The organism is Streptomyces sp. SP18CS02 (assembly GCF_036322365.1).
In the GTDB taxonomy this organism is placed as follows: domain Bacteria; phylum Actinomycetota; class Actinomycetes; order Streptomycetales; family Streptomycetaceae; genus Streptomyces.
Genome location: NZ_JAQYXC010000276.1, coordinates 181,163 through 205,826 on the forward strand (window position 1 = coordinate 181,163; position 24,664 = coordinate 205,826).

At 71.3% G+C, this 24,664-nt stretch carries 21 protein-coding genes; 13 read left to right on the forward strand and 8 right to left on the reverse strand.

Annotation, left to right across the window (positions count from 1 at the left end; all coding sequences use genetic code 11):
* Positions 1-124: 124 nt before the first annotated feature.
* Positions 125-904: a sulfite exporter TauE/SafE family protein gene (locus PUR26_RS13170; RefSeq protein ID WP_329872315.1), complete on the reverse strand. Its 780-nt coding sequence runs from the start codon at positions 902-904 to the stop codon at positions 125-127.
* Between the two features lie 301 nt (positions 905-1,205).
* Here PUR26_RS13170 and PUR26_RS13175 point away from each other — a divergent pair, with 301 nt between their 5' ends.
* The 6 genes from PUR26_RS13175 (at position 1,206) to PUR26_RS13200 (ending at position 7,887) form a co-directional block, all read left to right on the forward strand.
* Entirely contained in the window at positions 1,206-2,426 is a 1,221-nt protein-coding gene (locus PUR26_RS13175) for an NAD(P)/FAD-dependent oxidoreductase (RefSeq protein WP_329872316.1), read from the forward strand.
* Between the two features lies 1 nt (position 2,427).
* Complete coding sequence (gene nirB, locus PUR26_RS13180) at positions 2,428-4,935, forward strand: nitrite reductase large subunit NirB (RefSeq protein WP_329872317.1); 2,508 nt, start codon at positions 2,428-2,430, stop codon at positions 4,933-4,935.
* Positions 4,932-5,255, forward strand: a complete 324-nt coding sequence (nirD, locus tag PUR26_RS13185) for a nitrite reductase small subunit NirD (RefSeq protein ID WP_329872319.1) — start codon at positions 4,932-4,934, stop codon at positions 5,253-5,255. Before nirB ends, nirD begins: the two co-directional genes overlap by 4 nt.
* A 43-nt stretch (positions 5,256-5,298) precedes the next feature.
* Positions 5,299-5,883 carry a TetR/AcrR family transcriptional regulator gene (locus tag PUR26_RS13190; RefSeq protein WP_329872321.1) on the forward strand — a complete coding sequence of 195 codons (585 nt, stop codon included), beginning with the start codon at positions 5,299-5,301 and terminating at the stop codon, positions 5,881-5,883.
* A gap of 248 nt (positions 5,884-6,131) precedes the next feature.
* Positions 6,132-6,893, forward strand: a complete 762-nt coding sequence (locus PUR26_RS13195; RefSeq protein ID WP_329872322.1) for an SDR family NAD(P)-dependent oxidoreductase — start codon at positions 6,132-6,134, stop codon at positions 6,891-6,893.
* A 67-nt stretch (positions 6,894-6,960) separates the two neighbouring features.
* Entirely contained in the window at positions 6,961-7,887 is a 927-nt protein-coding gene (locus tag PUR26_RS13200) for an oxidoreductase (protein WP_329872323.1), read from the forward strand.
* A gap of 6 nt (positions 7,888-7,893) precedes the next feature.
* On the opposite strand, the gene PUR26_RS13205 is transcribed toward PUR26_RS13200, so the two are convergent.
* Entirely contained in the window at positions 7,894-8,298 is a 405-nt protein-coding gene (locus PUR26_RS13205; protein ID WP_329872325.1) for a VOC family protein, read from the reverse strand.
* Between the two features lie 446 nt (positions 8,299-8,744).
* Here PUR26_RS13205 and PUR26_RS13210 point away from each other — a divergent pair, with 446 nt between their 5' ends.
* Positions 8,745-9,905 carry an alkaline phosphatase PhoX gene (locus PUR26_RS13210; protein ID WP_329872326.1) on the forward strand — a complete coding sequence of 387 codons (1,161 nt, stop codon included), beginning with the start codon at positions 8,745-8,747 and terminating at the stop codon, positions 9,903-9,905.
* Positions 9,906-10,178: 273 nt separating this feature from the next.
* On the opposite strand, the gene PUR26_RS13215 is transcribed toward PUR26_RS13210, so the two are convergent.
* The 4 genes from PUR26_RS13215 to PUR26_RS13230 form a co-directional block, all read right to left on the reverse strand.
* Complete coding sequence (locus PUR26_RS13215) at positions 10,179-11,183, reverse strand: ArsR/SmtB family transcription factor (RefSeq protein WP_329872328.1); 1,005 nt, start codon at positions 11,181-11,183, stop codon at positions 10,179-10,181.
* A 689-nt stretch (positions 11,184-11,872) separates the two neighbouring features.
* Positions 11,873-14,584: a pyruvate, phosphate dikinase gene (gene ppdK / locus PUR26_RS13220; protein ID WP_329872329.1), complete on the reverse strand. Its 2,712-nt coding sequence runs from the start codon at positions 14,582-14,584 to the stop codon at positions 11,873-11,875.
* A gap of 399 nt (positions 14,585-14,983) precedes the next feature.
* Positions 14,984-16,168, reverse strand: coding sequence for a tRNA dihydrouridine synthase DusB (gene dusB / locus PUR26_RS13225; protein ID WP_329872330.1), 1,185 nt, complete (start codon positions 16,166-16,168; stop codon positions 14,984-14,986).
* 660 nt (positions 16,169-16,828) lie between these two features.
* Complete coding sequence (locus tag PUR26_RS13230; RefSeq protein WP_329872332.1) at positions 16,829-17,062, reverse strand: DUF6243 family protein; 234 nt, start codon at positions 17,060-17,062, stop codon at positions 16,829-16,831.
* Positions 17,063-17,348: 286 nt separating this feature from the next.
* Here PUR26_RS13230 and PUR26_RS13235 point away from each other — a divergent pair, with 286 nt between their 5' ends.
* Together PUR26_RS13235 and PUR26_RS13240 are read left to right on the forward strand one after the other, a co-directional pair.
* Complete coding sequence (locus tag PUR26_RS13235; RefSeq protein ID WP_329872334.1) at positions 17,349-18,377, forward strand: aldo/keto reductase; 1,029 nt, start codon at positions 17,349-17,351, stop codon at positions 18,375-18,377.
* 45 nt (positions 18,378-18,422) lie between these two features.
* On the forward strand, positions 18,423-19,007 hold the full coding sequence (locus PUR26_RS13240) for a TetR family transcriptional regulator (RefSeq protein ID WP_329872336.1): 585 nt from the start codon (positions 18,423-18,425) through the stop codon (positions 19,005-19,007).
* A gap of 75 nt (positions 19,008-19,082) precedes the next feature.
* Here PUR26_RS13240 and PUR26_RS13245 read toward each other — a convergent pair whose 3' ends face one another.
* On the reverse strand, positions 19,083-20,465 hold the full coding sequence (locus tag PUR26_RS13245) for a glycine--tRNA ligase (protein WP_329872337.1): 1,383 nt from the start codon (positions 20,463-20,465) through the stop codon (positions 19,083-19,085).
* A gap of 144 nt (positions 20,466-20,609) precedes the next feature.
* Here PUR26_RS13245 and PUR26_RS13250 point away from each other — a divergent pair, with 144 nt between their 5' ends.
* The 4 genes from PUR26_RS13250 to PUR26_RS13265 all read left to right on the forward strand — a co-directional run bounded on the left by PUR26_RS13250 (position 20,610) and on the right by PUR26_RS13265 (position 23,767).
* Positions 20,610-21,575, forward strand: a complete 966-nt coding sequence (locus PUR26_RS13250) for a metal ABC transporter substrate-binding protein (RefSeq protein WP_329872338.1) — start codon at positions 20,610-20,612, stop codon at positions 21,573-21,575.
* Positions 21,576-21,610: 35 nt separating this feature from the next.
* Positions 21,611-22,375, forward strand: coding sequence for a metal ABC transporter ATP-binding protein (locus PUR26_RS13255; RefSeq protein ID WP_329872340.1), 765 nt, complete (start codon positions 21,611-21,613; stop codon positions 22,373-22,375).
* Between the two features lie 2 nt (positions 22,376-22,377).
* On the forward strand, positions 22,378-23,271 hold the full coding sequence (locus tag PUR26_RS13260) for a metal ABC transporter permease (RefSeq protein WP_329872342.1): 894 nt from the start codon (positions 22,378-22,380) through the stop codon (positions 23,269-23,271).
* 73 nt (positions 23,272-23,344) lie between these two features.
* A complete protein-coding gene (locus tag PUR26_RS13265; protein ID WP_329872344.1) occupies positions 23,345-23,767 on the forward strand; it encodes a Fur family transcriptional regulator in 423 nt (140 codons plus the stop codon).
* Positions 23,768-23,824: 57 nt separating this feature from the next.
* Here PUR26_RS13265 and PUR26_RS13270 read toward each other — a convergent pair whose 3' ends face one another.
* Complete coding sequence (locus PUR26_RS13270; protein WP_329872346.1) at positions 23,825-24,661, reverse strand: isoprenyl transferase; 837 nt, start codon at positions 24,659-24,661, stop codon at positions 23,825-23,827.
* Between the last annotated feature and the right edge of the window lie 3 nt (positions 24,662-24,664).

The following is a 24,664-nucleotide window of genomic DNA, read 5'->3' on the forward strand; positions in this document are numbered from 1 at the left end:
GACGCCTTGTCGCTCAGGACGCCCCCGCGCCGGGACCGCACCCCGGAGGGACCGCGCCCCGGAGGGACCGGCCCGCGCCCCCAGCCGGACCAGCCCGGACCGGCCGGAGGGCTTGGCCGGTGTCCTAGGCGGACCATTGGTCGAAGCCGAGCTTCGCGACGAGCGAGAAGACCACCACGAGCAGCACCCCCCGGACGAACTCGGCGCCCTTGCGCAGCGCCATCCGCGCGCCGAACATGCCGCCCGCCAGGTTGAAGACGGCCATCAGGGCGGCCAGCTGCCACAGCACGGTGCCCTGGTAGGCGAACATCGAGAGCGCCCCGGCGTTGGTGCAGACATTGACGATCTTCGCGGTGGCGGACGCGGTCACCAGGTCGAGGTGGAGCACGGCGGTGAGCGCCAGCACCAGGAAGGTTCCGGTGCCGGGCCCGAACAGCCCGTCGTAGAACCCGATCCCGCCGCCGACCAGCACGATCGCGGTGACCACGCGGGCCCGGGTGACGGGCCCCTTCTCCTGGCCGGTACCGAAGGAGGGGCGCAGCATCACGAACGCCGCGACCGCCAGCAGCACCACCATGATCACCGGCCGCAGCACCTCGCTGCTGATCCCGGCGGCGAAGAACGCGCCCGTCATGGATCCGGCGAGGGCCGCGAGCCCGATCCGTACCGCCGTCCCCACCCGCACCGGCGCCTTGCGTACATAGGTCACGGCGGCGCCCGTCGTGCCGACGATGGCCACCGCCTTGTTGGTGCCGAGGACATAAGCGGCCGGAACGTGCGGCAGACCGAGCAACAGCGCGGGCAGGAGCAGCAGACCGCCGCCGCCCACCACGGCATCGATCCAGCCCGCCACCAGCGCGGCGGCGCAGAGCAGGACGAGGGTGGTCAGCGATATGTCGGGCATACCCGCGACCCTATGGACGCGATGCGTGTGCCGTCCACGGATCGGGGAAGAGTTGAGGTGCCCCTGAGGTTCCCCGCGCACCGCCGGGGCTCGGACCGGCCGCCCCGCACACCGCCACCTCGGCCGTGGCCCGCACACCGCCACTCGGCCGTGGCCCGCGCACCGCCGCGGCTCGGACCGGCCGCCCCTCCCCCCCTCCCGGGACCCTCACAGCACCGGCCGGCAGCCGCTGAGGTCAGCTTTCCGTCCGGGAAACAATCGGGATGCCGCCGGGTAACACCGCCGACGCACGCTGCTGGGTATGAGTTCACGGATCGTGGTGGTCGGCGGTGGTACGGCGGGGGCGCGCCTCGCCGAGCGGCTGCCCGTCACCGTGCTCGGCGAGGAGCCGCACGCCCCGTACAACCGGGTGCTGCTGGCGGACGTCCTGGCCGGCCGGTACGGGCCCGAGGTGATCGCCCTGCCCTCACCGCGGGGCGAGCCGGTCCGGCGCGGTGCGCGGGTGACCGGCATCGACCGGGCGGCCCGCGTGGTGCACTGCGCCGACGGCGAGGCGGTCGCATACGACCGGCTGGTCCTGGCCACCGGCTCGAACCCGGTGCTGCCGCCGCTGCGCGGTCTGGTGGGCGGCGCGCTCCCGTCCGGGGTCCACGCCTTCCGTACGCTGGACGACTGCCTGGCCCTGGACGCGCTGCTCCGGGCCGCCCGGGCGCAGGGCCCGGGGGAACCCGCCGGGGCTTCCGGCGCGGTGCGGGCGGTGGTCATCGGCGGCGGACTGCTCGGGGTGTCGGCGGCCCGCGCGCTGGCCTCCCGGGGCGCCGAGGTGGTGCTGGCCCAGCAGGGCGAGCACCTGATGGAGCGCCAGCTGGACGCGAACGCCGCGGAGCTGCTGCGCGGACACCTGGAGGCGCGGGGCGTCGAGGTCCACACCGAGTGCCGGGTGCGGGGCCTGCGCTGCGCCGCCGGCGCGGTGCGGGCCGTGGAGCTCGCCGACGGGTTCGTGCTCGACGCGGACATCGTCGTCATCGCCTGCGGGGTGCGGCCGCGTACGGGCCTGGCGCTGGAGGCGGGACTGGACGTGCGGCGCGGGATCGTCGTCGACGACCAGCTGCGCACCTCCGATCCGTACATCCACGCCGTCGGCGACTGCGCCGAGCACGAGGGCCGGCTCTACGGCCTGGCGGGCGCCGCCCTGGAGCAGGCCGATGTGCTCGCGGACGTCCTCGGCGGGGGCGACGCGGCCTACCGCGGGACCCGGGCGCTGACCAGGCTCAGCCTGGAGGCCCTGGAACTCGCGGCGTTCGGCGAGACCACTCCCCTGCCGGGCGACGACACCGTGCAGCTGGCCGACGCGACGCGCAGCGCGTACCGCAAGGTCGTCGTCCGCGGCGACCGGCTCGTCGGCGGCGTCCTCCTCGGCGATCTGGGCGCGGTCGATGCCCTCGCCCGGGCCTGGGAGGTCGACGAGGACCTTCCGCCCGCTCCCCTGCTCCACCTGCTCACCCATGACGGAGGCTTCTGATATGCCCACCATCGTTCTCGTCGGCCACGGCATGGTCGGCCAGCGGTTCCTGGAAGCCCTCGCGGAGCGCGGGGTCACGGAGCGGGCGCGGGTCGTCGTGCTGTGCGAGGAGCCCCGGGCGGCCTACGACCGGGTCCGGCTCACCTCGTACTTCGACGGCCGCACCCCGGACGAGCTCTCCATGGTCGAGAGCGGCTTCATGGACCGGCACGGCATCGAGCTGTACCTGGACGACCCGGCGGAGACGGTCGACCGCGAGGCGAGGACGGTCACCTCGCGCTCCGGGATGACGATCGCCTACGACACGCTGGTGCTGGCGACCGGCTCGTACCCGTTCGTGCCGCCGGTGCCGGGCAAGGACGCGCGGGGCTGCTTCGTCTACCGCACGATCGAGGACCTCCTGGCGATCGAGGAGTACGCGAAGACGGCGACCACCGGTGCGGTGGTCGGCGGCGGGCTGCTGGGCCTGGAAGCGGCGGGGGCGCTCAAGGGGCTCGGTCTGCGGACGCACATCGTGGAGTTCGCCCCCCGGCTGATGCCGGTGCAGGTCGACGAGGGCGGTGGCGCGGCGCTGCTGCGGACGATCGAGTCCATGGGCCTGGAGGTGCACACGGGCACCGGTACGCAGGAGGTCCTCACCACCGACGGCTCGGTGACCGGCATGGCGCTGTCGGACGGTTCGACGGTGGCGACCGACCTGGTGGTCTTCTCCGCCGGTGTCCGGCCGCGGGACCAGCTGGCCCGTGACTGCGGCCTGACCGTCGGCGAGCGCGGCGGCATCGCGGTGGACGAGCGGTGCCGCACCTCCGATCCGGCCGTGTACGCGATCGGCGAGTGCGCGCTCGCCTCGGACGGCCGGGTGTACGGCCTGGTCGCGCCCGGCTACGAGATGGCGCTGACGGCGGCCGCGACGATCGCCGACGAGGAGGCCGCCGACGCGACCTTCACGGGCGCGGACACCTCGACCAAGCTGAAGCTGCTCGGTGTCGACGTGGCGTCCTTCGGTGACGCGCACGGCACCGCGGAGGGCTGCCTGGACGTCGTCTACTCGGACTCGCGCTCCGGCGTCTACAAGAAGCTGGTCGTCGACGGCGACGGGGTGCTGCTGGGCGGCGTCCTGGTCGGTGACGCCGAATCGTACGGCCTGCTGCGGCCGCTGACGGGGACGGTCCCGCCGGTCTCCCCCGAGCAGCTGGTGCTTCCGGCGGGAGCGGGCGCCCCGGTGTCGCTGGGCCCGTCGGCCCTGCCCGACGACGCGATCATCTGCAGCTGCCACAACGTCACCAAGGGCGCGATCTGCGCCTGTTCGTCGCTGCCCGAGGTCAAGAAGTGCACCAAGGCCGGCACGGGCTGCGGCAGCTGTGTGAAGCTGATCACCCAGCTGCTCCCGGCGCCCGCCGAGAGCGGTCTGTGCGGCTGCTTCACGTACACCCGCAGCGAGCTGTACGAGATCGTCCGCACGATGCGCTTCACGTCGTACGCCGAGCTGCTCGACTCGCACGGCCGCGAGGAGGCGCGGGGCGGTGAGGGCTGCGAGGTCTGCAAGCCGACCGTGGCGTCGATCCTCGCCAGCCTCCACAACGACTACATCCTCGACGGCGAGCGGGCCGCGCTCCAGGACACCAACGACCACTTCCTGGCGAACATGCAGCGCAACGGTTCGTACTCGATCGTGCCGCGCATCCCCGGCGGGGAGATCACCCCGGACAAGCTGATCGTGATCGGTGAGGTCGCCCGCGACTTCAACCTCTACACCAAGATCACGGGTGGTCAGCGGATCGACCTGTTCGGCGCCCGGGTGGACCAGCTCCCGGCGATCTGGGCACGGCTGGTGGACGCGGGGTTCGAGTCGGGCCACGCGTACGGCAAGTCGCTGCGCACGGTGAAGTCCTGCGTGGGCCAGACCTGGTGCCGCTACGGCGTGCAGGACTCGGTGAGGATGGCCATCGACCTGGAGCTGCGCTACCGGGGACTGCGCGCCCCGCACAAGCTCAAGTCGGCCGTCTCGGGCTGTGCGCGTGAGTGCGCGGAGGCCCAGTCCAAGGACTTCGGCGTGATCGCCACGGCCAACGGGTGGAACCTGTACGTCGGCGGCAACGGCGGCGCGACCCCGCGCCACGCGGACCTGCTCGCCCAGGACCTGTCGGACGCGGAGCTGATCCGCCTGATCGACCGGTTCCTGATGTTCTACATCCGCACGGCCGACCGGCTGGAGCGCACGGCGGCGTGGCTGGAGCGCCTGGAGGGCGGGCTGGACCACCTGCGCGACGTGGTCGTGCACGACTCGCTGGGACTCTGCGACGAGCTGGAGTCGCTGATGGCCGCCCATGTGGCGAGCTACCGGGACGAGTGGGCCGAGACCCTCGAAGACCCCGAGCGGCTGAGCCGTTTCGTCTCCTTCGTCAACGCGCCCGACGCGCCGGACCCGTCGGTGCGGTTCGTCGCGGAGCGCGGCCAGATCAAGCCGGACCTGACGTTCCTCACTCTGGAAGGGGTTACCGCCCGATGATGCTCGAACTCTCCCACGACAGCGCCTGGCTGGCGATCTGCGAGGCATCGGCGCTGACGCCCGGCCGCGGCATGGCGGCCCTGTTGCCGGACGGCAGGCAGGCAGCGCTCTTCCAGGACCGGGCGGGGCGGTGGTACGCGATCGACAACCGCGATCCGTTCACCGGGGCCCAGGTGCTCTCGCGCGGCCTCATCGGTTCGGCGGCGGGCCGGCCGTTCGTGGCCTCGCCGCTGCTCAAGCAGCGCTTCGACCTGGAGACGGGCCGCTGCCTGGACGACGAGGACGTGTCGGTGACGGTCTTCCCCGTCCGTACCGCCTGACATTGCTTGACCGATCGTTCCAGAACGATCTAGGGTTCCGGTCGTGGCAAGGACCAGGGAATTCGATCCGGACGCCGCGCTCCAGTCGGCCCTTGAGCTGTTCTGGCGGCGCGGCTACGAGGCGACGTCCATGGCGGACCTCGTCGAGCACCTCGGCATCGGCCGCGCCAGCATCTACGCGACCTTCGGCAACAAGCACGAGCTGTACCTGAAGGCGCTGGACCGGTACAGCCACGGGCGCGACGGGGCCTTGCTGACCGAGCTGTCCCAGCCGGGGCCCGCGCTGCCCGCCGTACGGGCCCTGGTGCGGCGGTTCGCCGCGGAGGCCACCGACGAGGGCAAGCGCCTGCGGGGCTGCTTCGTCACCAACACGGCGACCGAGCTCGCCCCGCACGACGGCGCGATGGCCCGGCGGGTGGAGCTGAGCTGGGAGCACATCGAGACCCCGTTGCGCTCGGCGCTCGTCCGGGCCCAGGCCCAGGGCGAGCTCGCCGAGGACCGCGACCCGCACGCCCTGGGCCGGATGCTGCTGGTCCTGCTCCAGGGCATCCGGGTGGTGGGCAAGGCGTCCGCCGACCCGACCCGGGTCCGGGACGCGACGGAACAGGCGCTCACCCTGCTGAACTGAGACCCCCCCGCCGGGACCGCCGGACCGGCACACCGGCACACCGGCACACCGGCCGGACGGCACCGGCCCGTGGCGCGTGGAGCAAGCCCCCGCGGGGGCTTCTTCTCATGACTCGATACTGGAACGCTCGGTCAAGAAAAGATCCGCAGGCCGACCCGCACCACCGACCCGACCGGCCCGGCCGGCCGACCCGCACGGCCGGCCGGCCGACCGCCCAAGCAGTCCCGACACCCACGGAGTTGTGAACCATGTCCGCTCGTTTCCAGGGCCAGTCCGTCCTCGTCACCGGCGCCGGCTCCGGCCTCGGTCGCGCCATCGCCCTCGCCTTCGCGGCCGAGGGCGCCTCGGTCGTCGTGGCCGGGCGCACCGCGGCCCCGCTCGACGAGACCGTCGCCCTCATCGAGGCCCAGGGCGGCACCGCCGCCGCCTTCACCGCCGACGTCAGCCGCTCCGGGGAGGTCGCCGGGCTCGTCCGGCGGACCGTGGAGCGCTTCGGCCGGCTCGACGTCGCCGTCAACAACGCCGGCGTCTTCCGGGGCGGCGCGCCCCTCGCGGACCTGCCCGAGCAGGACTGGCACACGCTCATCGACATCAACGTGACCGGCGTCCTGCTCGCCCTCCAGGCCGAGATCGCCCATATGCGCGCCCACGGCGGCGGCGCGATCGTCAACATCGCCTCCAACCTGGGCGCGCACACCCGCCGTCCCGGCACGGCCGGCTACGCCGTCTCCAAGGCGGCGGTCGCCGCCCTGACCCGCGCCGCCGCACTCGACCACATCCAGGACGGGGTGCGGATCAACGCCGTGAGCCCCGGCGCCTCGGACACCTCGATGTCGCTGCGCCCGGGAGAGACGGAGGCCGAGCGCGCGGTACGGATGAAGGGCGAGTCCCCGCTGGGCCGGGTGGCCTCGACCCGCGAGGTCGCCGCCGCGGTGCTCCACCTGGCCTCCGACGACGCCGCCTCGACGGTGGGTGCCGATCTGGTCATCGACGGCGGTGTCTCCGCCTGAGCCCGGAGGCGTCTGTGCCCGGGTCCGTACCCTGGCGTACGGAGTCATCGCCATGGAGGAGTGCCTCATGCCGGGCTGGAACGCGAACGACATCCCCGACCAGAGCGGCCGCACCGCCGTCGTCACCGGAGCCAACAGCGGCATCGGGCTCGTGACGGCGCTGGAACTGGCCCGTCACGGCGCCCATGTGGTGCTCGCCTGCCGAAGCCGGCCGCGCGGCGAGGAGGCCGAGGCGCTGGTACGCCGCGAAGTGCCGGGAGCCCGGGCGGAGTTCCGCCCGCTGGACCTCGCCGACCTCTCCTCCGTGCGGGAGTTCGCGGCCTCCCTGCCGTACGAGCGGCTGGACCTGCTCATCAACAACGCGGGTGTCATGGCGTTGCCGTACTCGACGACCGCCGACGGCTTCGAGACACAGTTCGGCGTGAACCACCTCGGGCACTTCGCACTGACCGGACTGTTGCTGCCCCGGCTGCTCGATACGCCCGGCGCGCGCGTGGTGAGCGTCTCCAGCGGACTGCACGCACTGGCCACCATCGACCCGGCCGATCTCAACAGCGAACGCGGTTACCGGCGCTGGGTGGCCTACGGGCGCTCGAAGACGGCCAATCTGCTCTTCGTCCACGAGCTGGCGAGGCGGCTGGAGGCGACCGGCTCGGGGACCGTGGCGGCGGCGGCCCACCCCGGCTACGCGGCGACCAACCTGCAGAGCGCGGGCGTGAAGCTGGAGGGGCGCAGGCTCGCCGAGCGGATCGTCGGGGTCGGCAACCGCGTCATCGCGCAGAGCGCACAGGCCGGCGCACTGCCGACGTTGTACGCGGCGACCGCGCCCGGGGTACGTCCCGACTCGTTCACCGGACCCCGCCTCCAGGGCTGGCGGGGCGCACCCGCCCGGTCGTGGCGGGCCCGCTGGACGCTGGACGACGTCGCCGGTGAGCGGCTCTGGGACGCCTCGGAGCGGCTCACCGGCGTGACGTACGACAGCCTCAAGGGCTGAGAAGCGTCAGCCCTGGACGACCGACGGGTCCATCCACATGACCTCCCACAGGTGGTGGTCGGGGTCCTCGAAGGAGCGGCCGTACATCGTGCCGTAGTCCTGGGTCTCGTTGGCCGGTGCCCCGCCGGCCGCCAGCGCGGCCTCGACCAGTTCGTCGACCTTCTCCCGGCTCTCGGCGCTGAGCCCGAGGATCGCCTCGGTGGTGCTCTTCGCGTCGGCGATGTCCTTCTTGGTGAAGTCCTTGAAGCGCGGCTCGGTGAGGAGCATCACGAAGATGGTGTCGCTGAGGACGAGGCAGGCGGTCCTCTCGTCGGAGAACTGCTCGTTGAAGGAGAAGCCGAGCTTGTTCCAGAACGTCTTGGACGTCCCGAGGTCCTTCACCGGCAGGTTCACGAAGATCATCTGAGGCATGTCGGCATCTCGTCTCTCATCGGGCTGTCGCGTCGCGACGCTTCGGCGGGTCGTGGGGTGTCGTGGGGTGTCGCTTACGAAGGGGTGGACCGGGCCCTGCCGGAGAACTCATCGCCGGTCCGGAAAAAAAATGTCCGCCCGCGCCTCGGAGGTGCGCGCTCCGGCCCCGCCGGACGGTGTGGTCCGGGGCTGCGGCGACCCCGGCGGGCGTGTGGTCCGGGGCGGCGACCGGCCCCGCCGGCCCCGCCCTCCGGCCGCGCGCCGGCTCCGTGCCCCCTTCCGGCGTGCCGTCCACAACGTGCCGTCCACAAACAGGGGACGGCCGACACTTCCGCTTCATCGCTTGTTGGAGCACCGTCAATTCGGGGCTCATAGGTTCCCGAAGCGCGCGACCCCGCCGGCCGACCGGCCCGGCGGGACGGTCACGATCTCCTCTGGAGTGACACGTGGAGCGACGCAGTTTCCTTCGCGGAGCGGTCATCGGCACGTCCACCGCGGCACTGGGCGGCACCCTGTGGCGGGGAGCGGCCTACGCGGCGCCCGCCCAGCCCGGCACGGGCCCGTACGGGGCACTCGGCGCGGCGGACGCCAACGGCATCCTGCTGCCGAGCGGCTTCACCAGCCGGGTGATCGCCCGCTCGGGGCAGACGGTCAGCGGCACGTCGTACACCTGGCACAACGCCCCCGACGGCGGCGCGTGCTACGCGGACGGCAGCGGCTGGATCTACGTCTCCAACTCGGAGATCAACCCCAGCGGCGGCGCGAGCGCCGTGAAGTTCTCCTCGACCGGCGCCATCACCGGCGCGTACCGGATCCTCTCCGGAACGCGGCAGAACTGCGCGGGCGGCAAGACCCCCTGGAACACCTGGCTGTCGTGCGAGGAGGTCAGCCTCGGCTACGTCTACGAGAGCGACCCGTGGGGCGTGAACGCGGCCGTCCGCCGCGACGCGATGGGCAAGTTCAAGCACGAGGCGGCCGCGGCCGATCCGGTCCGCCGGGCGATCTACCTGACCGAGGACGAGACCAACGGCTGCTTCTACCGTTTCCTCCCCACCACCTGGGGCGACCTCTCCTCCGGCACGCTTCAGGTGTTCAAGGCGGGCACGGGCACCTCCGGCAGCTTCACCTGGCAGAACGTGCCGGACCCGGACGGCTCCCCGACCGTCACCCGCGACCAGGTGTCCGGCGCCAAGCGGTTCAACGGCGGCGAGGGCTGTTACTACGCCGACGACAAGGTCTGGTTCACCACCAAGGGCGACAACCGCGTGTGGCAGGTGAACCTGGCGAACAGCACCTACGAGCTGGCCTACGACGACTCGCTGGTCAGCGGCGGCGGCGCCCCGCTCACCGGCGTGGACAACGTCACCGGCTCCTCGTCCGGGGACCTCTTCGTCGCCGAGGACGGCGGCAGCATGGAGATCTGCGTCATCACCCCCGACGACGTCGTGGCGCCCTTCCTGCGGATCAACGGCCAGTCCGGGTCGGAGATCACCGGACCGGCCTTCTCCCCCGACGGCACGCGGCTGTACTTCTCCAGCCAGCGGGGCACGAGCGGCAGCTCGTCCGGCGGCATCACCTACGAGGTGAAGGGGCCGTTCCGCACCTGAGCCGACCCCGCCGGCGCGGGCGTGCCGCCCGTCTCCTCGCGGCCCGCCCGCGCCACCCGCACCACCCGCATCCCCCGCACCACCCGTGCCGCCCGCCCCCTTCGCCGCCGCCTCCCGTGCCGCCCGCCCCCTTCGCCGCCGCCTCCCGTGCCGCCCGCGCCGCCGGCCGCGTCCACGCGTCCGCCCACATGTCCGTCCACGCGTCCGCCCACATGTCCGCCCACATGTCCGCCCACGCGTCCGTCCACGCGTCCGCCCACGCGTCCGTCGCGCTCAGACGCGGCGGAGCGGTGACCGGCCCTCCGCCACGCCTCCGCGCAGCAGGGCCGCGCCGAGCGGGGTGAGGGTGTGCAGCACGGAGCTGCCCCGGCGCAGGGTGACCACCAGCCCGGCCTCGCGCAGGACTCCCGCGTGCTGGCTGGCCGACGCGAGCGACACCCCGGCCCTGCGGGCGAGTTCGCTGGTCGTGCCCCCGTGGCCGATGGCCTTGAGGACGGAGGAGCGGGTGTGGCCGACGAGCCGGCCCAGCGAGGAGCCCCCGGCCTCCCCGGAGACCGGGGCGTCGGTGTGGGTGACGGGATAGACCAGCACCGGCGGCAGGTCGGGGTCGCGGTACACCACCGGGGTCCCCCGGCAGAAGTACGACGGCTGGAGCAGCAGTCCCCGGCCGTCCAGGCGCAGTTCCCGGTCGACCGGATAGTCGGCCTCCAGGACGGGCGAGCGCCATCGGAGCACCGGCGGCAGCGAGGCGAGCAGTTCGTCGGCGCCGCCGTCGAGCAGGGCCCGGCCCCGTACGGCCCGGTCCGCCTCCACGCGGGCCTGGATGCGCCGCCAGTACGGCTCGACGGCGGCCCGGTGGTAGCCGCGCAGCGCCCCCAGAAGCCGGCTGAACGGCTCCGGGCGCCCCTCGGCGAGGGCTGCGAGCCAGCCGGGCAGGGATGCCGCTCCGGGCCGCGAGGCGGCCAGCAGGCCGAGTTCGGTGTGGAGCCGGGCGGGCGGAGTGGCCCGGACGGCCTCCAGGGCCACGTCGATCCCTTCGAGGCCCTCCGGCGGAGTGAGGAAGTCCGGGAAATAGCCCCGGGCCGGGACAAGGGCACCGAGCAGGCGCGGCTCCCCGTTCAATCGTGCGCGGGTTTCCGAACGCCATTCCCCGTAGAGCTGCGCACCGCGCCGGTCCCGCAAACGGTGAAAACTGAGAATCGTTTCCCACAACACATCCGGCCGGGCGGCCATCCGAACCCCGGCGAGATCGCCCCCGGTGAAATGAATACGCAGCACTGAACCCCCACCTGTTGCATCCGCAATCACCCCCCGCCACTGAGTATGCATGCCATCACAGCACGTCACCACGGCATTTCAGCCACACTTGAAACGCGTCGCGGAAGTGGGGTGCGAACCGAAAAGCTGTACGACGTCGGGCAGGAAACCTTCAGGACCGAGGTGACGTGTTGGAGACCGTGGGGGGCTTCGCACGTCCGGCGGCGGCCCTGAAAGGTTGCGGCTCTCTTGTCCGGCAGGGGTAATGGGGCGCGGTCGGCGGGTGGGGATCCGGTGGCCGCGCTCCGCCCGTTCTTTGCTGGGCGAATGGCGGAAATTCGCCCGATGTCAGCGCCGCATAAAAGTCCGGACTTCAACCAGCGGTGGGTTCAACCCGCATCCGGGGCGGCGGCCGACGGCGCTTCGCGCCGCCTCCCGGGCAACCCGCGAGGACAGTTCACCGGATGTTCAACTCCGACGAATTCCTTGATGCGGAATTCAGCCGCCCGCAATTCAACGTGAATCTGCACTTCTTCCCGGACAGCACACGACGGGGCGGACACCTCCGCACAAGGTGTCCGCCCCGTCTCTTTGCGTCCCGGAGACGCCGTCGACCGGTGAGGGTCGAAAGGTGACCGACGACGACTCCGGTGGTCCGGCACCGGGTGCCACGGCGGGCGGAGGACCGGCCGCCGGGCACCCGCCTCGGATCAGCGGCTGTCGCTGCCGCTCGACTGCGCCGCCGCGCGACCCGCCTCCAAGCGCGCCACCGGGATCCGGAACGGCGAGCAGGAGACGTAGTCGAGGCCGACCTCGTGGAAGAAGTGCACCGACTCCGGGTCACCGCCGTGCTCGCCGCAGACGCCGAGCTTGAGGTCCGGGCGGGTGGCCTTGCCGGCCTCCACCGCGCTGCGTACGAGGGATCCGACGCCGTCCTTGTCGATGGTCTCGAACGGCGAGACACCGAAGATGCCCTTCTCCAGGTACGCGGTGAAGAAGCTGGCCTCCACGTCGTCCCGGGAGAAGCCCCATACCGTCTGGGTGAGGTCGTTCGTACCGAAGGAGAAGAACTCGGCGGCCTCGGCGATCTGCCCGGCGGTCAGCGCGGCGCGCGGCAGCTCGATCATGGTGCCGAGCGCCAGCTTCAGCTCGACGCCGGTCTGCGCCTGGACCTCGGCGATGATGCCCTCGGCCTCCTCGCGGACGATCTCCAGCTCCTGGACGGTGCCGACGAGCGGGATCATGATCTCGGCGCGCGGGTCGCCCTTGGCGTCGATCCGCTCGGCGGCGGCCTCGGCGATCGCCCGGACCTGCATGGCGAACAGGCCGGGGATGACCAGGCCGAGGCGGACACCGCGCAGACCCAGCATCGGGTTCTGCTCGTGCAGCCGGTGCACGGCCTGGAGCAGGCGCAGGTCGTTCTCGTTGGCGTCCTTGCGGGACTCCGCGAGGGCGACGCGCACCGACAGCTCGGTGATGTCGGGCAGGAACTCGTGCAGCGGCGGGTCGAGCAGCCGGACCGTGACGGGCAGGCCGTCCATGGCCTCGAAGAGCTCGATGAAGTCCTGCTTCTGCTGCGGCAGAAGGGCCTCCAGGGCCTCCTGCCGCTCCTCGTCCGTGTCGGCGAGGATCAGCTTCTCGACCATCTCGCGGCGCTCACCGAGGAACATGTGCTCGGTACGGCACAGGCCGATGCCCTGGGCGCCGAAGCGGCGGGCGCGCAGCGCGTCCTCGGCGTTGTCGGCGTTGGCGCGCACCCGCAGCCGGCGCACCCGGTCGGCGTACGCCATGATCCGGTGCACGGCCCCGACGAGCTCGTCGGCGTCGTCGGCGCCCGCGTGCATGCGGCCCTCGAAGTACTCGACGACCGGGGACGGTACGACCGGTACCTCACCGAGGTACACCTTGCCGGTGGAGCCGTCGATGGAGACGACGTCGCCCTCCTCGACGACATGTCCGCCCGGCACGGTCATCCGGCGGCGCTTGGTGTCGACCTCCAGCTCCTCGGCGCCGCAGACACAGGTCTTGCCCATGCCGCGGGCGACGACGGCCGCGTGCGAGGTCTTGCCGCCGCGCGAGGTCAGGATGCCCTCGGCGGCGATCATGCCGTCGAGGTCGTCGGGGTTGGTCTCACGGCGGATCAGGATGACCTTCTCGCCGGACCGGGACCACTTGACGGCGGTGTACGAGTCGAAGACGGCCTTGCCCACGGCGGCGCCCGGCGAGGCGGCGATGCCGCGGCCGATCTTCTCCACCGTCGAGTCCTCGTCGAAGCGCGGGAACATCAGCTGCGCGAGCTGGGCGCCGTTGACGCGCTGGAGCGCCTCGGCCTCGTCGATCAGACCCTGGTCGACGAGCTGGGTGGCGATCCGGAAGGCGGCACCGGCGGTGCGCTTGCCGACACGGGTCTGGAGCATCCACAGCTGGCCGCGCTCGATGGTGAACTCGATGTCGCAGAGATCCTTGTAGTGGGTCTCCAGCGTCTCCATGATCTGCATCAGCTGGTCGTACGACTTCTTGTCGATCGACTCCAGCTCGGCGAGCGGCACGGTGTTGCGGATGCCCGCGACGACGTCCTCGCCCTGCGCGTTCTGCAGGTAGTCGCCGTACACGCCCTGGTGGCCGGAGGCGGGGTCGCGGGTGAAGGCGACACCGGTGCCGGAGTCGGGGCCGAGGTTGCCGAACACCATGGAGCAGACGTTGACCGCGGTGCCCAGATCGCCGGGGATGCGCTCCTGGCGGCGGTAGAGCTTCGCGCGGTCGGTGTTCCAGGAGTCGAAGACGGCCTTGATGGCGAGGTCCATCTGCTCGCGGGGGTCCTGCGGGAAGTCCCGGCCGGCCTCGCGGGTGACGATCTTCTTGAAGTGCTTGACGACCTTCTTCAGGTCGGCCGCTTCGAGATCGGTGTCGACGGTGACCTTCTTGGCCTGCTTGGCCTCGTCGAGGGCCTCCTCGAAGAGCTCGCCGTCGACGCCGAGGACGGTCTTGCCGAACATCTGGATGAGGCGGCGGTAGGAGTCCCACGCGAACCGCTCGTCGCCGGCCTGCTGCGCGAGGCCGACCACCGACTCGTCGGAGAGCCCGATGTTGAGGACGGTGTCCATCATGCCGGGCATGGAGAACTTGGCCCCGGAGCGGACGGAGACCAGGAGCGGGTCGTCCGCCTGGCCGAGCTTCTTGCCCATCTTCCGCTCAAGGGCGTCCAGGTGCGCGCTGACCTCGTCGCGCAGCGCCGCCGGCTCGTCACCACTCTCGAGGTAGACCTTGCACGCCTCGGTGGTGATCGTGAAGCCGGGAGGAACCGGAAGCCCGAGGTTGGTCATCTCGGCGAGGTTCGCACCCTTGCCACCGAGCAGGTCCTTCAGGTCCTTGTTGCCCTCGGTGAAGTCGTACACGAACTTCTGATCTTTGTTTTCCGACACGGGTCTCGACTCCTCGAGGACTCGGTGGCTGCCCTGACGGCGAGGAACATACCCAGATCGAAGGCGTCTGGGTATGTACGCCTATCCGTCATACGGCCTTAACCACTCGTCCGCCAGCAGATCGAAAGTGCACCGAGGAGTGGCGAGTAAAGGCCACGAGTTCACGCCTTGAAGCGGAGTTACCTCAGGGACACGCGAGATCGCTCAAACGAGCACCTTCAACGACAGATGCGTTCAATATGTGAACACACAAAGGGTGGCACTCAGTGCCACCCTTTGAGAAGTGCATCCGCCCTTTAATCGCTCATCTGAGCGCCACCCTGATCAGGGGTGGCGAGAATCACGCTCCCGACGAGCCCGGGTTTCCAGTATCCGGACCCTTTCCACGGCCTCGGCCGGTCAGCCGCCGGACGTGTCCAGTTCCGCGTCGGCGCTGATGGCGGCGCAGTCGTACGGGTCCTTCAGCCAGCCGTCCGGCAGGACGACCCGGTTGTTGCCGGAGGTGCGACCGCGCGGCCCGTCGGCCCCCACCGGCCACGCCTGCTCCAGATCCAGCTCGCTCAACTGAGCGCCGAGCTCGTCCAGCGACGAGGTGACGGCCAGCCGCTTGCGCATCTCCGAGCCGACCGCGAACCCCTTGAGGTACCAGGCCACGTGCTTACGGAAGTCGATGACTCCCCGCGTCTCGTCACCGATCCACTCCCCGAGCAGCCGGGCATGGCGCACCATCACGTCCGCGACCTCGCGCAGGGTCGGCGTGGCCGGTGCTCCCCCGCCCTCGAACGCCGCCACCAGGTCGCCGAAGAGCCAGGGCCGCCCGAGGCACCCGCGCCCCACGACCACCCCGTCGCAGCCGGTCTCGCGCATCATCCGCAGGGCGTCGTCGGCCGACCAGATGTCGCCGTTGCCGAGCACCGGGATCTCCGGGACGTGCTCCTTGAGGCGCGCGATGGCGTCCCAGTCGGCCGTGCCGCCGTAGTGCTGGGCGGCGGTGCGCCCGTGCAGCGCGATCGCCGTCACGCCCTCCTCGACCGCGATGCGCCCGGCGTCCAGGAAGGTGATGTGGTCGTCGTCGATGCCCTTGCGCATCTTCATGGTCACCGGCAGATCGCCGGCGTTGGAGACCGCCTCGTTCAGGATCGCCCGCAGCAGCGGCCGCTTGTACGGGAGGGCGGACCCGCCGCCCTTGCGCGTCACCTTCGGGACCGGGCAGCCGAAGTTCAGGTCGATGTGGTCGGCGAGGTCCTCGTCCACGATCATGCGGACGGCCTTGCCGACCGTCACCGGGTCCACTCCGTACAACTGGATCGAGCGCGGCGTCTCGGTCTCGTCGAAGTGGATGAGCTGCATGGTCTTCTCGTTGCGCTCGACCAGCGCCCTCGTGGTGATCATCTCGCTCACGAACAGGCCCTTGCCGCCGTCGGCCCGCTCCCTCGGCGGCAGGCCGCCGAACCCCCGGACGCCTTCGGCGAACTCACGGCAGAGGGTGCGGAACGGGGCGTTGGTGATGCCGGCCATCGGGGCGAGCACCACCGGGGGCTGCACGGTGTGCGGGCCGATGGCGAGGGGGCTGAACGCGGTCATGCCCCCTATTCTCGCCTACCGCTCGGAGCATCAGTCAGGCGCTCTTCGCATATATGTCCGACCTCACGGCCAGGGCCACGCGAGGGACCGTCGACACCGCCGCCCCGGCCCTTGCCGTCCGGGTCCTCGCCGCCCCGGCCCTCACCACCTCGGCCCTCGCCGCCCTGGCCCTGTTCGCCGGGGCCGCCGCGACCGGCCCGGCCGCCGCAAGGTCTTCATCGCGGGGCTCGTCCCGCTCACCGCGGCTCCGGTGTGCTTCCCGGCGCCGAACCCCGCATCGCTCGTGGCCTTACCGGTGATGCGGGCCGTCGGCGACCGAGGACGCCTCCCCTGCCGAGGGGTCGCCCCCTTCCGCGGCGGGCGCCGGGTGCGGGCTGCACGTCCTGCCCGTCGGGGCGCCGGGTGCGGGCTGCACGTCCTGCTCGTCGGGGCGCGCCGGCCGGGGGCGCGCGACGGCCGGCGGGGCGGCGGAGCGCCCGGAACGGAAGCCCGGTCCCGCCGGACCTCGAACGCGGGCTCCCGAGCGTCCGGAGACGACGATGGGCCCGGGCCACACGAGGTGGCCGGGCCCACGGTGCCTGCGCGGAGTGCCGAACGCTCCGTCCCGACGAGCCGGGGCGGAGTGCCGAACACCCCGTCCCGACGAGCCGGGGCGGAGCGTCAGCCCCGCTGCTCCGCGCTCTCCTGGTCCTGGACCTGCTCGGCGGAGTCGCCGTCGGTCCCGGGGGCCACGCCCTGGGCGCGCTCGCGCATCCGGCGCAGCAGCTCCTGCTTCTGGTCGGAGGCCGCCCTGCGGTCCGCCGCGCGGGCGGGCGCGGAGCCCTGCTGGTCCGCTCGGGACACCTTCTTGCGCTGTCCGCCCACGCCGAGAAGGTTGTTACGGCTCTTGGCCACGGGTTCTCCCATTTGCTGGTCAGTGGTGATCCGGGATGTCTCTGGTGGGGGGCGGGGTCAGGCCCGCCGCGCTCTCACTCGTAGATCGGGAGAAACGTCATGGAGCGACGTTACCGCGCGCCGGCGGCTCCCCACACCCGATTTCCCGGCGCCCGAGCGGCCCCCGGCAGCGCCCCGCCACGAGCGACCGACGGATCGACTGACAGATCGACTGACAGTTATTGATATCTGTCAGTCGTCATGCCATGCTGGTGGAGCGCCCCCTCATCCACCCCGAGGAGTCCTCATGACCGCCACCCTCCCCACCCGCTCGCTCGGCACCACCGGCCCCCGGGTCTCCGTGCTCGGCCTCGGCTGCATGGGCATGTCCGCGCTGTACGGCGAGAGCGACCGCGCCGAGTCCCTCGCCACCATCCACGCCGCCCTGGACGCGGGCGTGACCCTGCTCGACACGGGCGACTTCTACGGCATGGGCCACAACGAGCTGCTGATCAACGAGGCGCTGCGGACGGCTCCGGGCGCCGCCCGCGAGCATGCCCTGATCAGCGTGAAGTTCGGTGCGCTGCGCACCGTCGAGGGCGGGTTCACCGGCTATGACGGCCGCCCTGAGGCGGTGAAGAACTTCGCGGCGTACTCGCTCCAGCGGCTGGGCACCGACCACATCGACATCTACCGGATCGCGCGCGTCGACCCCGACGTCCCGATCGAGGAGACCGTCGGCGCCCTGGCCGAGCTGGTCCAGGCCGGGCACGTCCGCCACATCGGGCTGTCCGAGGTGGGCGCGGACACCCTGCGCCGGGCGGCGGCGGTCGCGCCGATCGCCGACCTCCAGATCGAGTACTCCCTGCTCTCCCGCTCCATAGAGGAGAAGATCCTGCCGGCCGCCCGCGAGCTGGGCATCGGCGTCACGGCGTACGGCGTGCTCTCGCGGGGCCTGATCAGCGGCCACTTCACCCGTGACCGCGAGCTGGCCCCGGGCGACTTCCGGGGCATGAGCCCGCGCTTCCAGGGCGACAACCTGCGCCGGAACCTGGACCTGGTGGACGGGCTGCGGGCCGTCGCCGAGGCCAAGGGCGTGACGGTCGCGCAGACGGCGATCGCCTGGGTGCTCGCGCAGGGCCCGCGCCACGGCACCGACATCGTCCCGCTGATCGGCGCCCGCCGCCGCGACCGGCTGGCCGAGGCACTGGGGGCCCTCGACGTGACGCTCGACGCCGAGGACCTGGCGGCCGTGGAGCAGGCCGTCCCGGCCGGTGCCGCGGCGGGCGAGCGCTACCCCGCGGCGCAGATGGCGCACCTGGACAGCGAGCACTGAGGCACGGCCGCCCGCCCGCGTTCGACTGACAGGTACTGTCATCCCATGCCCACCGAGACGCTGACCGCAGAGCGCATCCTCGAAGCCACCGAGGAGGTGCTTCGGCGCTACGGCCCGGCGAAGGCGACCGTCGTGGACGTGGCCCGGGTCCTCGGCGTCAGCCACGGCAGCGTGTACCGGCACTTCCGCACCAAGGCGGCCCTGCGCGAGGCGGTCACGGAGCGCTGGCTCTCGAAGGCCGAGGTCGCCCTCGCGGAGCTGATCGCGGCCTCGGGCGAGCCCGCCGCGCAAAAGCTCCGCGCCTGGTTCACCGAGCTGTTCACCGCCAAGCGCCGCAAGGCGGGGGACGACCCCGAGCTGTTCGCCACCTTCGGGGTGCTGATCGAGGACAGCAGCGGCGTGGTCGAGCACCACATCGACGTCCTGATCGACCAGGTCCGCACGATCGTCGAGGAGGGCGTCCGGGAAGGCGAGTTCACCGCCCCCGACCCCGCCGCCACGGCCCGCGCGCTCTTCGACGCGACGACCAGGTTCCACGACCCCGAGTACGCCCCGCAGTGGCGGCGCGCCACGATCGACGCCGAGTTCGACGCGGTGGTGGACCTGCTGCTGCGCGGCCTGCGCGCGTAGCCGCGCGCCCCGTGCACGCCGAAGCCCCCGGCTCCTTGTGGAACCGGGGGCTTCGGGCTGTGCGAGCCGGGCGGGTCAGCAGCCGAGCAGGCGGCTGCCCAGGTAGCCCTGGATCTGGTCCAGGGAGACGCGCTCCTGCTTCATGGTGTCGCGCTCGCGCACGGTGACCGCGTTGTCGTCGAGGGTGTCGAAGTCGACGGTGACGCAGAACGGCGTACCGATCTCGTCCTGACGGCGGTAGCGGCGGCCGATGGCGCCCGCGTCGTCGAACTCGATGTTCCAGTTCTTGCGCAGGTCGGTCGCCAGGCCCTTGGCCTTCGGCGACAGCTGCGCATTGCGGGACAGCGGCAGCACGGCGACCTTGACCGGCGCGAGGCGCGGGTCGAGGCGCATCACGGTGCGCTTCTCCATGACGCCCTTGGCGTTGGGGGCCTCGTCCTCGTTGTAGGCGTCGAGGAGGAAGGCCAGCATCGCGCGGCCGACACCGGCGGCGGGCTCGATGACGTACGGGACCCAGCGCTCGCCGGCCTCCTGGTCGAAGAACGACAGGTCGGTGCCGGACGCCTTGGAGTGCGCCGTGAGGTCGTAGTCGGTGCGGTTGGCGACGCCCTCCAGCTCGCCCCACTCGCTGCCGCCGAACTGGAAGCGGTACTCGATGTCGGCGGTGCGCTTGGAGTAGTGGGAGAGCTTCTCCTTCGGGTGCTCGAACCAGCGCATGTTCTCCTCACGGAGACCAAGGTCGCGGTACCAGTTCCAGCGCTGCTCCATCCAGTACTCCTGCCACTGCTCGTCCTCGCCCGGCTTGACGAAGAACTCCATCTCCATCTGCTCGAACTCGCGCGTGCGGAAGATGAAGTTGCCCGGAGTGATCTCGTTCCGGAAGGACTTGCCCATCTGCGCGATGCCGAACGGCGGCTTCTTGCGCGCGGTCTGATGCACCTGGCCGAAGTTGGTGAAGATGCCCTGGGCGGTCTCGGGGCGCAGGTAGGCGACGGAGCCGGAGTCCTGGGTCGGGCCGAGGTGGGTGGAGAGCAGGCCGGAGAACTGCTTGGGCTCGGTGAAGGTGCCCTTGTTGCCACAGTTGGGGCAGTTCAGGTCGGTGAGGCCGTGCTCGGGAAGCTTGCCGTGCTTCTCCTCGTACGCCTCCTCCAGGTGGTCCGCCCGGTAACGCTTGTGGCAGGAGGTGCACTCGGTGAGCGGGTCGGTGAAGGTGGCGACGTGTCCGGAGGCCTCCCAGACCTCGGGGGCAAGGATCACCGACGAGTCGATACCCACGACGTCCTCGCGCGAGGTGACCATGTAACGCCACCACTGGCGCTTGAGGTTCTCCTTGAGCTCGACACCCAGCGGCCCGTAGTCCCAGGCGGCCTTCTGGCCGCCGTAGATCTCGCTGCACGGGTAGACAAAGCCACGGCGCTTGCTCAGGTTGACGATGGTGTCGATCTTGTCGGCGGCCACGGTGCTCTCTTCATTACGACGACGACGAACGGCGAATGATTCAGGTTACCGGCGTGCGCACCCCCTGGATCAAATCGGTGGCCCCCTTCGCCCGCCCATCGACTTTGTTGACAATCGTTTCCAATTTTGTTGAAAATGAGTGTCATGAACGTGCGACGCCTCATACCCTCCACCGCCCTCGCCGGAGCCGTGGCCCTCGGCCTGGTCTCCCTCTCCGCCTGCTCCGGTTCGTCCGGCGGCGCGGACAAGAGCGACGGCAGGCTGGACGTGGTCGCGTCGTTCTACCCGATGCAGTTCCTGGCCGAGCACATCGGCGGCGACCACGTCACGGTCACCACCCTCACCAAGCCCGGCGTCGAGCCGCACGACCTGGAGCTCAAGCCCCGCCAGATCGGCGAGCTCGGCGAAGCGGACTACATCCTCTACCTCAAGGGCATCCAGCCCGCCGTCGACGACGCCATCAAGCAGGCGGGCGTCGCGAACACGGTCGACGCGGCCACCCTCACCGAGCTGGAGAAGCACGGCACCGAGGTCGGCCACGACCACGCGGGCGAGGATCACGGTGACGAGGAGCACGAGGGCGAGGCCGGCGCGGACCCGCACATCTGGCTGGACCCGGTGAAGTACGCCGAGGTCGCCAAGGGCGTCGGCGCCTCCCTGGAGAAGGCCGATCCGGACCACGCCGCCGACTACCGGAAGAACACCGACGAGCTGGTGAAGAAGCTCGGCGCCCTGGACACCGACTTCGAGCGGGGCCTGAAGAACACCACCACCAGGACCTTCATCACCACCCACTCCGCCTTCGGCTACCTCGCCGAGCGGTACGGTCTGGAGCAGGAGGGCATCTCCGGCATCGACCCCGAGTCCGAGCCGAGCCCCGCCCGGATGAAGGAGCTCCAGGACATCGCGGCGAAGGACAAGGTGGGCACGGTCTTCTTCGAGACCCTCGCCAGCGACAAGACCGCCAAGACCCTCGCCGGGGACACCGGACTGAAGACGGACGTCCTGGACCCGCTGGAGGGAATCACCGACAAGTCCAAGGGCGCTGACTACATCGAGGTGATGCGGTCCAACCTCGCCGCGCTGCAGAAGGCCCTCGGCGCGAAGTGACTTCTTCCCGGGACGCACGCACTGGAGGCACCGTCGTGACCACCGAGCCCGTCATATCCGTCCGCTCGGCCACCGCCGCACTCGGCTCGCGCCCCGTGCTGCGCGGCATCGACCTCACGGTGCACCGCGGCGAGGTCGTCGCCCTTCTGGGGGCCAACGGCTCGGGCAAGTCGACGGCCGTACGCTCCGTGATCGGCCAGGTGCCGCTGACGGGCGGAGCCATCTCGCTGTTCGGTACGGAACTGAGGCGCTTCCGCGACTGGGCGCGCGTCGGCTATGTGCCGCAGCGCACCACCGCCGCCAGCGGCGTGCCGGCCACCATCCGCGAGGTCGTCGCCTCCGGCCGGCTGTCGCGCACGAAGCTGAGGTGGCCGTCGCGGGCCGACCGGGCGGCCGTGGAGCGGGCCATCGGGCTCGTCGGGCTCGCCGACCGCGCCAAGGACTCCGTGAGCGCCCTCTCCGGCGGCCAGCACCAGCGCGTTCTGATCGCCCGGGCACTCGCCTCCGACCCCGACCTGCTGATCATGGACGAGCCGATGGCGGGCGTGGACCTGGCCAGCCAGGAGATCCTCGCCTCGACGCTGCGCGAGCAGGTCGCGGACGGGACGACGGTCCTGCTCGTCCTGCACGAGCTGGGCCCGCTGGAGCCGCTGATCGACCGCGCGGTCGTGCTGCGCGACGGCTGTGTGGTCCATGACGGGCCGCCGCCGAAGGCCGTCGGCCAGCACGCGCTGCCGGGCCACGACCACGTACATCCGCACGCGGCCGACGAGCCGCTCCGCACGGGACTGCTGACCTGATCATGGAAATTCTCCAGCTCGCCTTCATGCAGCGCGCGCTGCTCGCGGCCGTCCTGGTCGGCATCACCGCACCCGCCGTCGGCATCTTCCTGGTGCAGCGACGGCAGGCGCTGATGGGCGACGGCATCGGCCATGTCGCCATGACCGGTGTCGGCCTCGGCTTCCTGCTCTCGACCAGCCCGGTGTGGATGGCCACCCTGATCGCGATCATCGGCGCGATCACCATGGAGCTGATCCGGGCGTACGGCCGCACCCGCGGCGACATCGCGCTGGCGCTGCTCTTCTACGGCGGCATGGCCGGCGGTGTCATGCTCATCAACCTGTCGCCGACCGGCTCGAACGCCAACCTCAACTCGTACCTCTTCGGATCGCTCTCGACGGTCTCCGAGGAGGACGTGACGGCGATCTGCCTGCTGGCCCTGTTCGTGATGCTGGTCACTCTCGGACTGCGACGGCAGCTGTTCGCGGTCAGCCAGGACGAGGAGTTCGCCCGCGTCACCGGCCTGCCGGTCCGGGCGCTGAACCTGCTGATCGCGGTCACCGCCGCGGTGACCGTCACGGTCGCCATGCGGGTCGTGGGCCTGCTGCTGGTCAGCGCGCTGATGGTGGTGCCGGTCGCGGCGGCGCAGCAACTGGCGCGCAGCTTCCGCGCGACCTTCGTCCTCGCGGTGCTGATCGGTACGGGCGTGACGCTGGCCGGCACGGTCGGTTCCTACTACCAGGACGTCCCGCCCGGCGCCACGATCGTGCTGCTGGCCATCGTGGTGTTCATCGCCCTGACCGCGTGCGCCGCGCCGCTGGCCAGGCGCCGCGCACGGGCGGCCGGGCCGGCCGCGGACGAGTGCGACATGGACGTACCGAGCTCCCCCGGACCCTCGGACGACGTGAGGGTCTGACCGCGGGACGGGAGCGGCCTGGCAGAATGGTCCGACGGACCGTTCTGATCGGGCCACCCGTAAGGAGGCACCTGTGGCGACTGCTGGACCCCCCGGCGTACGCGGCCGGTCGACCCGGCAGCGTGCTGCCGTGTCGGCAGCGCTGAACGAGGTGGACGAGTTCCGCAGCGCGCAGGAGCTGCACGACATGCTCAAGCACCGCGGCGACTCCGTGGGCCTGACGACCGTCTACCGCACCCTGCAGTCGCTCGCCGAAGCGGGCGAGGTGGACGTGCTGCGCACCAGCGACGGCGAGGCGGTCTACCGCCGCTGCTCGACGGGCGAGCACCACCACCACCTGGTGTGCCGCGTCTGCGGCAAGGCGGTGGAGGTCGAGGGCCCCGCGGTCGAGCAGTGGGCCGAGACCATCGCGGCGCAGCACGGCTATGTGAACGTGGCGCACACGGTGGAGATCTTCGGCACCTGCGCGGAGTGCGCGGCGTCCAAGGGCGTCTGAAGGCGTGACGACCGTGGCCCGCGTCCCCTCGGGGGCGCGGGCCACGGTCGTGCCGCGTCAGCGGAGCTCGCGCTTCTCCAGGGCGGCGAGCTCCTCGTTGGGGATCGCCCCGCCGAAACGGCGGTCGCGGGAGGCGTACTCCAGGCAGGCCCGCCACAGGTCGCGGCGGTCGAAGTCGGGCCACAGCACGTCCTGGAAGACCATCTCCGCGTAGCTGCTCTGCCAGATCAGGTAGTTGGAGGTGCGCTGCTCGCCGCTGGGCCGCAGGAAGAGGTCCACGTCCGGCATGTCCGGGTAGTACATGTACTTCGCGAAGGTCTTCTCGTTGACCTTCGCGGGGTCGAGCCGGCCCGCGGCCACGTCCCGGGCGATCGCCTGGGCGGCGTCGGCGATCTCGGCGCGGCCGCCGTAGTTGACGCAGAAGTACAGCGTCATCGCGTCGTTGCCGACGGTCTGCTCCTGGGCGATCTGGAGCTCCTGGACGACCGACTTCCACATCTTGGGCATACGGCCGACCCAGCGGATGCGGATGCCGAGCTCGTCCATCTCGTCGCGGCGGCGGCGGATGACGTCCCGGTTGAAGTTCATCAGGAAGCGCACCTCGTCGGGCGAGCGCTTCCAGTTCTCGGTGGAGAAGGCGTACAGGGAGAGGTTCTTGACGCCCATCTCGATGCAGCCCTTGAGCACGTCGAGAACGACGCCCTCGCCGACCTTGTGGCCCTCGGTGCGCGGCAGACCGCGCTCCTTCGCCCAGCGGCCGTTGCCGTCCATGACGCACGCCACGTGGTTCGGAACCAGCTCGCCCGGGATCTTCGGGGGGCGCGCGCCGGACGGGTGCGGCTCGGGGACCTTGTACTCGCGCCGGGACCGCCCCAGGATTCCGCGTCGTGCCATGCG